At 42.6% G+C, this 9092-nt stretch carries 8 protein-coding genes and 1 pseudogene; 5 read left to right on the top strand and 4 right to left on the bottom strand.

Annotation, left to right across the window (positions count from 1 at the left end; translation table 11 throughout):
- Positions 1-91 precede the first annotated feature (91 nt).
- The gene (locus ACTNCK_RS11095) at positions 92-1612 is read right to left on the bottom strand and encodes an IS1634 family transposase (protein WP_441082783.1); all 1521 of its coding nucleotides are present in this window, start codon (positions 1610-1612) and stop codon (positions 92-94) included.
- A 470-nt stretch (positions 1613-2082) separates the two neighbouring features.
- Positions 2083-2595 (bottom strand): IS3 family transposase, encoded by a 513-nt coding sequence (locus ACTNCK_RS11090; protein WP_441082782.1) that lies wholly within the window; start codon positions 2593-2595, stop codon positions 2083-2085.
- A 112-nt stretch (positions 2596-2707) separates the two neighbouring features.
- On the opposite strand from ACTNCK_RS11090, the gene ACTNCK_RS11085 reads away from it, so the two are divergent.
- The 4 genes from ACTNCK_RS11085 (at position 2708) to ACTNCK_RS11070 (ending at position 5734) form a co-directional block, all read left to right on the top strand.
- Entirely contained in the window at positions 2708-3301 is a 594-nt protein-coding gene (locus tag ACTNCK_RS11085; RefSeq protein WP_441082781.1) for a type III toxin-antitoxin system ToxN/AbiQ family toxin, read from the top strand.
- A 114-nt stretch (positions 3302-3415) separates the two neighbouring features.
- Complete coding sequence (locus tag ACTNCK_RS11080; RefSeq protein ID WP_441082780.1) at positions 3416-3571, top strand: helix-turn-helix domain-containing protein; 156 nt, start codon at positions 3416-3418, stop codon at positions 3569-3571.
- Positions 3572-3686: 115 nt separating this feature from the next.
- Complete coding sequence (locus tag ACTNCK_RS11075; protein ID WP_441082778.1) at positions 3687-4082, top strand: hypothetical protein; 396 nt, start codon at positions 3687-3689, stop codon at positions 4080-4082.
- 683 nt (positions 4083-4765) lie between these two features.
- Entirely contained in the window at positions 4766-5734 is a 969-nt protein-coding gene (locus ACTNCK_RS11070) for an Abi family protein (RefSeq protein WP_441082777.1), read from the top strand.
- Between the two features lie 701 nt (positions 5735-6435).
- Here the strand turns inward: ACTNCK_RS11070 and ACTNCK_RS11065 are convergent.
- A complete protein-coding gene (locus ACTNCK_RS11065; RefSeq protein WP_441082776.1) occupies positions 6436-7371 on the bottom strand; it encodes a Fic family protein in 936 nt (311 codons plus the stop codon).
- 283 nt (positions 7372-7654) lie between these two features.
- On the opposite strand from ACTNCK_RS11065, the gene ACTNCK_RS11060 reads away from it, so the two are divergent.
- Positions 7655-7852 carry a helix-turn-helix domain-containing protein gene (locus ACTNCK_RS11060; RefSeq protein ID WP_441082775.1) on the top strand — a complete coding sequence of 66 codons (198 nt, stop codon included), beginning with the start codon at positions 7655-7657 and terminating at the stop codon, positions 7850-7852.
- Between the two features lie 142 nt (positions 7853-7994).
- Here the strand turns inward: ACTNCK_RS11060 and ACTNCK_RS11055 are convergent.
- Positions 7995-8980, bottom strand: a pseudogene (locus ACTNCK_RS11055) (ATP-binding protein); the annotation flags it as partial.
- Positions 8981-9092 lie beyond the last annotated feature (112 nt).

Raw genomic sequence — 9092 nt, 5'->3', positions numbered from 1 at the left:
GTGTTGAGGTTGTTTACTAGCCATTGTGAGTTCCTCCTGGGACTATCTCTATTATAGTCTTATTCCTTGGAATAACTCACTTTAACTTGTACTATTTATATTCTAGCACCAGTCCCGTTATCGTGTACTTTGAAAAAAGGTCGTTTTCCTGCATTCGGTTCTTGATATATGACAAATATATCAAAGAAACGAAAGTCACGAACAGCTTTCCTTCAAGGCTTGACTCAGATGATACCAGCGTTCTACGGCAGTTGAGGCGCTCTTTGAGATTCCCGAAGGCCTTCTCTACGACGTCTCTGGTACGGTAAAGCTGCAATGCTTCAACAGGATCTTTGACCTCGTTACTGATCAGGACGAAGTAACCATAAAGCCTGCGCGCCTTGTTCATTGCCTCATTGTTTGGTGTGACTTTCAGCCCACGTACAGGAGTCTCATGCACGGTGAAATACTTTGCATAATCCTTCTCGTGCTCGGGTTTACGTTTCCCGGATGTGAGCTCTTTCTCCAGCTGGACGTAGTATGCAGTGCGTTTCTGATTGTCCTCTACTGCCTTTTCAGGGTTGTAGTAGAGATGCAGATACATCCTGCGGTCAGCTGAAATGGTGTCTCCCTTATAAGGTCTTTCCTGAGTGTAATCCCAAGCAATGGACTTGCTCGCATAGTAGACCTTGTACTGGTCACTGTAGTTCTCATAGTTACGGATGTCGTCGCCAAGCTCCTTGATAAATGCCTTGGCGTAGGACAGCGTAGTATTTGCTCCGACAAGGAACTTATAATGCTGCTTGTACAGCCCGTTAATGTTATCCGCGCTGTAGTAGCCACGGTCCATGACAAGTTTGACCTTCTTATAACCCAGAATATCAAGCTCAAGGACGAGTTCAGTGACGGTCTTCACATCTGGGATGTTGCCAGCCAGCTTGCGGTAGTAGAACGGGAGTCCTGATTCTTCGCCAAAAAGCAATGCAAGATTTATCTGAGGAAGCTTGTCACCATCCTTGTTCTTGCCATACTTTACCTGCTTGAGCGTTTCCGAGCAACTGGAAATGGAGGTACTGTCGTATGCCCAGTATTCTTTCTCAATCCTACGTTTCCCCTGAAGACGGAAGAACTTCATTTTCGCCTCCTCCGTGATCGACTGGAACAGTTCGCTGCTCCTCTGGGATGGAATGTCGCTGCCATAAGGATGACGGTGCGTCTTGGCAAACTTACTGAATCGTGAAATCGTATTTGTGTCCTCAAGGATCATAAAATAGGCGAGCGATTCGATCTTCTTGTAGTCGTTCGGAAAACAGGCTTTCAGATCATCTGTGATGCCCAGCTTCTCACCGATCTGGTCAAGAAGGTATGTAGCACCGTAATACTGCCGGTCTGTTCTGGTCTCGGGAACGGGACCTGGCTTAGGTTTTGAAGAAGCCGGCTCCTGCTGTTTGCTCTTGCCGCGCTTTTTACCACGGCCATCGGTAGGAACCACCTCACCTGTCTTTGAATCGACTTTGCCAATCAGGACACGCTTGGAACGAGGAGCCTTCTTCTCCTTGTCCCAATAAGAGCTGGACTGGTAAACATATGTGATACCGCTTCGTTTATCGAGGCTTTTAATGATACAGGACATCGCTTTACCTCCCGTTTCATAGGTTGGTATTATTATACCACACTATGTCTGGAAAGTAAAGGAAAAATGCCGATTTTATCAGTATTTATGCGGCTTTCAGGCACTTTTCATAGTGCTAACATAGGTTGGAAACCCGGGAATTTAGGCTAAAATCTTTAATTCTTAACTTCCAGCCTGTTTTACATGTAATGCGTCATAATTTGTTATTTAGTATTCATCACTCAACAAAAAATCCGCCAAGTATACGATTTTTACACCATTGACATTTCCTGCGGCCAACTCGTCCAACGTCACAACGTATTTAGGGTAGTTATCCTTGATTTCAATGAGATTGGCGATTTCCCGATCAGATTCCTCCGGCAACCTACGACATACCTGAACGTAGATACGCTCGTCGCGCTGCACTGCCACAAATAGTAAGTTATAATTAAAAATGTACAGAATGGGGTGCGGACATTTCCTTGGACTGCCTAAACGGCGATCCCACGTGATGCCCGATACCCTTTAGGACTCATATATCCTAATGACTCTTTTATTCTGTCTTCGTTATACCAGTGGAGATACTTGTCTCGCCACAGATAGAGGCCTGTGGTGCTGCATCCCAGTTCTTCCGATACTGATTTTACCGATTCCCCATCATAAAAGCAACGTTTAACTGCATATTCCTTTTCTGCAATTGATAAATGGCACTTGTGGGGAGGACGCTTGTCTATGCGATCTCCGGGGTTCATATACTCACTATTCTTTATCCATAGATACATGGATTCTCTGCTTGGATACCCCAAGATTATAATGGTTTTGGTTACAGAACCGCATTTGCGGTACAGTCTCAGTGCTTTCAATACCAGTTTTCTTGAATACATCTCACAGTTCCTTTCGGTTCCTGTCAGAGTCCAGGTTTTTGTCCGCACCCCCGAAATGTGAAAATAAGTGTCCAAAACTGCAACTGCTATTTTCGCTTTTTGTTGAAATTTACTGTTCAAAATGTTATACTATGTCTACAAGGAGATGCCCCTCCCTAAGCGTGGCAGTTTTAACAACTGGCGAGCTGCGAAAGGCTCGCTTTATTTTTTGTTCACTGAGGATTAAGTGCCCATGCTCAAGCTTTATGCTGTCTCAGACGAATATATCCGTTATCTTAGAGTAGATAACCAAATCATTCATGTTTTTGACAATAAGGAAGGTCATCGTACACATGACCGCAAGTATGTCGGGGTTGTCATCTCTATCAATGATTACCAGTATTTCGCACCACTATCCTCCCCAAAGAATAGCGATTACATCAATGGACAGATCAGACATTCAAACAAATCCATTATGCGTATGACTAAAAATGAGTCTGGCAATCCGGTTCTCTTAGGCACGTTAAAGCTGCTTAATATGATTCCAGTTCCTGCATCTGAACTTGTACTCTATGATGTAGATTCCGAAACAGATGATAAATACAAATCTCTAATTGAAGATGAGATTCGTTGGATTGAACATAATGATACCCGAATTCTGCAAAACGCAAAAATCATCTACAATCTCAAAATTCATGAAAGCGAGCGCCGCACTGAACGTAACAGTCGCATGCTCGATGCTATTCTCCCATTTTTAACATTAGAGGATTTATATACTCGATGGGTAAATGGATCAACAGAACAAAGGTCACAGGATTCTAATGAATCACAGCCCCAAGAGCAATAGCTGTATATGGTAAACTAAAATTAAGTCAGATGGTTAATTGAAAATTCAGTCACTCAGCACCAAAATGAGTTATCCTTATAGGGAGTGATCACACTATAATGAGGGCCAGAAAGAGTGATTAAGTTGATTGATAAGCAAAAGATTTATCTGATGCACCGGGATGGTGTAAGCAACCGACAGATTGCAACCAGGCTTGGTATTGACAAGAACACTGTCAACAAGTATGTAGCCGCATTCGATAAAGAGATGCAGTGGCTTCTTGCAGAGTGATCCGACACTGCCACTCTCCCCGAATCGATAATACAGGCACCGAAATACGATTCAAGGAACAGAGGTCCCAGAACTTCTACAAAGGAGGCTGAGAATATAATTCAGGAATGCCTGGATGAGAACTACCCTCCACCATGAAACGTTTATCAAGCAGTTGTACGAACCCGGTGCCATCTGTGAGTTCGACTGGGGCGAGGTAAAGCTGGATATATTCCACTACCTCCGTACCCTGAAAAAAAAACCAGGAGCCCTGCCGCATAGCTGTGCACTAATGCAGGCAGATATCCTGGTCAAAAAAATCTACGAGTCTTATTATAGCAGTAATCCGAAATCTTTTCTAGAGGTCATGGAGCTTATCCGGGATATCGGAGCAGACAAAGTGCAGGAGCTGATAACGGAACTTTTGAAGACATCGGTACACGATCTTAGCGCAGAAAAACTCAGGATGCTGTACCGCAACCAGACAACAGACAGCGGTACAGACTATGGACAGAGAGATCAAAGGAGATAGCAAATAGAAGCTGGAGAATGAGACAAACTGCGGACTAACCCTTATAAACGAAATAGAAATATTCAACTGCTATCTCAGAGATCGTGGACTGACTGAAAAATATAAGTCATGGAGATAAGAGGCTAACCCCGAGTGGTGGTAAGCCGATTGTCAAAGTAACAGATCCGATGTAACAAATAGCATCCGCCTGAAAAGCGGGTGCTATATAAAGACACGTGTGACTGAATTTTCAAATGTCATGTGACTGAATTTTCACTTGACAAATATAACATATTGATTATCTCCTAATCTTTATTATAATCCTTAGTCATCACTGTTACAAATATAGTATATCACGTCACCCCAAATCACAGCATTCCAAGATGACCAAAGTGTGGCCGACGTTCTCAAGTTCATGTTTCCGCTGAAAAAGAAGAACAGGTCATCGATGGGCACAATAGAAGCATGGTCCCTAGCATAGTCCCCTCTCGGGTACAAGCTAGGAGTCAAGTCCATTCTTAAATCTCTATAAACCGTTGGACAATTTTCTCCGTCTGTGTTAATATATTCTCAGTGATCAGGTCGCAGAGACTCGCGATGCCTGCGATCGGGAAGAGGACCTACGGGCCCTCTTTTTCTTTACCTTTCTTCTGATTCCAAGAATGGTCAAGGATCACCCCACCAAGGTTTAACTGGAGATATCTATGAGCAAGACTTCGTACAAACCAATAAAACCGTTCTTAACCTACGATCAGCAGATCCAGCATCTTGAGGAAGATAAACTTCTTATCATAAAGGATCACTCTACTGCCAAGGAATCGCTTCTAAATATTTCCTACTATGCTCTGATTGGCGGATATAAAACGTTGTTCTATGATCACATGACCAGAACCTATCTGCCTGGAACAACCTTCGAAGATATCCTCACTCTTTATAAGTTCGACGATGCTCTCCGTCATCTGATCTTCGACTATAGTAATTTCATCGAGCAGAAACTTCGCTCAACGATGTCCTATGCTTTCTGTGATCGTTATACCAACCTGCAGAAGGATTATCTTGACCCGAATCATTATCAGAACACAAGAAAGAATCGTTACAACATAAACAAGCTTGTAAATATCCTTGATTACATTGCAAACAAAGATACAGATCATGAGTACACTCTCTACCAGCGAAACACCTACGGGAATGTTCCGTTATATGCAGCCACCAAAGTAATGACCTTCGGACAACTATCTGCAATGTATTCTCTTCAGGCACACGGAATTCAAGTTAAGGTCAGTCGCGATTTCTCAACAAAAAGAACCGCTCTTTCCAATACAGACTTGATTGATTACCTTCATGTACTCACACACTTCAGAAATAGGTGCGCCCATATCGAAAGATTATTCAGCTATAAAGACCGCTATGATATTCCTGATACCGCTTTACATGACAAGCTAGGTATTGGCAAGAATGGCAATCAATACGTTTGTGGCAAGCACGATCTCTTCGCTGTGGTAATCGCTTATCGGTATCTTCTTCCGAAAGAAGAATTCAAGGAATTCAAAAAAGAACTCATCAAACTGATCAATAAGACCATCAAGAAGGCTTCTACTCTTACGGAAGCGAAGTTGATCACAGCCATGGGATTCCCTAATAATTGGAAAGACATCAGCAAATACAGGGTGTGATGGGGTGATGGTTGCTGATGGGTATGCTCCGCCATGCGAGTCTGAATTTATCTTCATAGGCTCGTCCTTAATGCGTATTACCATCTACCCTCAACTTCAGTGTGCAAACATCATAAAGCATCTTGAATAGAATCGATACAAGTATTCTAACGCACTTCTGCTCCCGTGACTAGACTTTGTTCCAATACTCATAAAAGAATATTTTCAAGGATCTAAAATATAACTGTGAACAATCATCCAAAAAAGATCGTTGCCCCACATCTACGCACATAGATATAATTATAAATCAACAGCTTTCGCTGCACTATAATACATATGTATATACCGCTTACTGGTATCGGATGCATATACAAAAGTGTGAACCGTCTTCCCGTACACGCCGAATTCCGCGATCTGATTGCCCCAAAGGTAATCAAGATACATGGTTTGCTCCTATAATGTTGTATTTACAACTAGATATTGTATAACAAAAAATCCGCATAATTGCAAGCAAAAATGCGGAATTCACAAGTATTTTTAAGGCTTTTCTAAAGTTAGATTGCGTACGATTTTTCTATAGTCGCACGAATCATTGGAAGTCAACATGATACTAAAGCCTTTACAGAGTCCTTTTTTGTCTCCTCATTCGATTAACGATTGCAGCTAATGTCTCCCTGTTATTGATGCAGGCATTACCTGAAAAAGCCTTACTCCTCAATCTGTCAAAAAGTCTTCCAGCAGTTATCTTTTAGAAATGCCGTAATGATATCTGCGGTTTCTCCCTCATAGTAAGCTACAAGAAGCTTTTTAAACTCAGCAACGTGTGCCTCCGGAATCACCAGAAATCCCTGTCCGTGGGCAATCAGAAAATGGTTGGCAAAGATGACGGCAGCACGTTTGTTTCCATCGATGAAGACCTGTTTTTTCATCGTATACAGGCACAAAGAGATTGCTTTGTCGATATCTTCTGAATCAGACTGCAGGATCTCTTCAATTCTTTCCCTAACTTCAAATTCCATGGGAAGGGGCGGAATATAAGATGACCCTCCGATCGTTACAGGAACACCGCGGATCCTTCCGCCGTCAGCGAAAAAGCCCTCATTTACAAGCCGGGCAATATGACAAAGAACATAGTAATCGCTCTTAGCCTGTATCACGTCTTGATCCAGAATGAATTCCCAGGCATGCTTCAGGTTCAGGATCTTCTGGACATCCGATGCGGTCATGCCGTTTACTTTACCGTTTTCAATGATCTCCTCTGTCTGCGGAAAAGAAGTGGCAACCCCTTCCAGAACCGCCTGATCATAGATGTTGGCCTTCATATTGGCTCTGGCAAAGTCCAGATTCTGAATGACACGTGGTGCAAGTTCGATTTCCTGGTAACCTAATTCTGCCAGTGTTTTGTCCAGTTTTCTTAAACTCTTCCGGATCTCACGCGCTTCCCTGGTATTTCTGAGGAGCAACTGGTACAGTTCATCTGAATACGTTCCGACATAGGTTGACGTGACCCTGCTTCCGACCCGCTTACGCGTATAGAGATATTTCTGACCGCTTAATTCTTTGATTTCAGGCGTACCTTCATAGGGAATCAGCGATAATCTCGCGTTCAGATCAGCTCGCTCACGAAGAGCAGATTGGATCTCATCAAATACGGACATAAAAGCAGCCTCCTTTAGGGAACTTTTCATTGCTTATTATATTAAGATGTTCCCTAAAAGTCAAGATGATTTAGGGAACATCCTCCTCTCTATTGTTAAAAATGTTCCCTAATACAGTAAATGGTAGATAACCTGTCATCTTGCTATTTTTTTAAATATACACGACAATTGTATATGGTAAACTAAAATTAAGTCAGATGGTTAATTGAAAATTCAGTCACTCAGCACCAAAATGAGTTATCCTTATAGGAAGTGATCACACTATAAAGGAGGGCCAGAAAGAGTGATTAAGTTGATTGATAAGCAAAAGATTTATCTGATGCACCGGGATGGTGTAAGCAACCGACAGATTGCAACCAGGCTTGGTATTGACAAGAACACTGTCAACAAGTATGTAGCCGCATTCGATAAAGAGATGCAGGGAAGAAAACGGAAAAGCTCTTTCAGACGGACGTATACCAGATCAGTTCTTTGGAGATGAAAAGAAGAAGCGTTGTCAGTTAACACCCTGCTCATCGAACTTTCGGTAGCCCATGAAGGCGTTTAAGGTTTGCTGATTCCTTATGCTCTTCAGTTTCCAGATTTATCCTCAAATACCATCTGATCTGCAAATTCCGATTTGCTTAATTCTTTTCAAGTAGCCAGTCTGCCAGATTGTATACCTTAATGCCCTCGTAGTCGTAAGTCTCATGACGGGTATTCGCCAGGATCAGCTTAGGGTATGCGTCTTTGATCTTAAGAAGTGGATCATATTCGCGCTCGAAGGTCTCTGCCCGGGAAATATCGTCACTTACCTGGATATACATTTTTTCATCGCCTCGCACAGCAACAAAATCCACTTCCTTCTGATATAGTTTCCCGACATAGACCTCATATCCTCGCCGCATCAACTCGATACAGACGATATTCTCATACATCCGTCCATAATCCAGATTCCTTCTGCCAAGCCTCGCAAAGCGGATTCCCGTATCGCTGAGATAATACTTTACAGAAGTCTTCAAATATTTCTTTCCCCGGATATCATACGGCGAACACCGTAAAATACATAGGCGTCGCAGAGATATTTGATGTAGTTGCCGACAGTCTTGTGATTTGTGGCAACCACATTGGCAGAAAGTGTATCGCTGATGTTATTGGGGGAGGTCAGGTTGGAAACATTGTCCATCATAAACTCCGCCAGATGCTCCAGTGTCGTAGTATCCGGCAAATGATATTTCATGACCAGATCACGGTTTATGATTGTATCATAGACATCCCGGATATAGTTTGTCCGGTCTCGGTCAGTGCGGTATTCATAGGAGCCTGCCAGGCCGCCCTTAATCACATACTCATCAAACAGCTTTGCGATATCCTTCTCCTCTTCATAGTATCGGCAAAATTCGGCAAAGCTGAACGGGAAGACATGAATCTCGATGTATCTTCCTGTAAACAGCGTAGTCAAATCAGAACTGAGCAGGAAGGCATTTGAGCCTGTGATATAGAGATCGTATTTACGTGAAGTATGCAGGCTGTTGATAGCCAGTTCAAACCCATCACAAAGCTGCACCTCATCCACGAAAACATAATTCTTCCGTTCAGAAATGTAATGGCTCTCGATATAGTCATAAAGCTTGGCTCTTCATCAGTTTGTGTGGGTAGCTAAAACGCTGTAACCCTTGTAAATATTGAAAAAGCATACATTTTCCTGTACAATTTTTTCGCCAAAAAAAATCTATAGTACA

The sequence above is a fragment of the Candidatus Weimeria sp. HCP3S3_B5 genome, assembly GCF_052064335.1.
Taxonomy (GTDB): Bacteria; Bacillota; Clostridia; order Lachnospirales; family Lachnospiraceae; genus Weimeria.
Note: the sequence above shows the minus strand (reverse complement) of the source record. Positions and strands in the feature narration are given on the sequence as shown.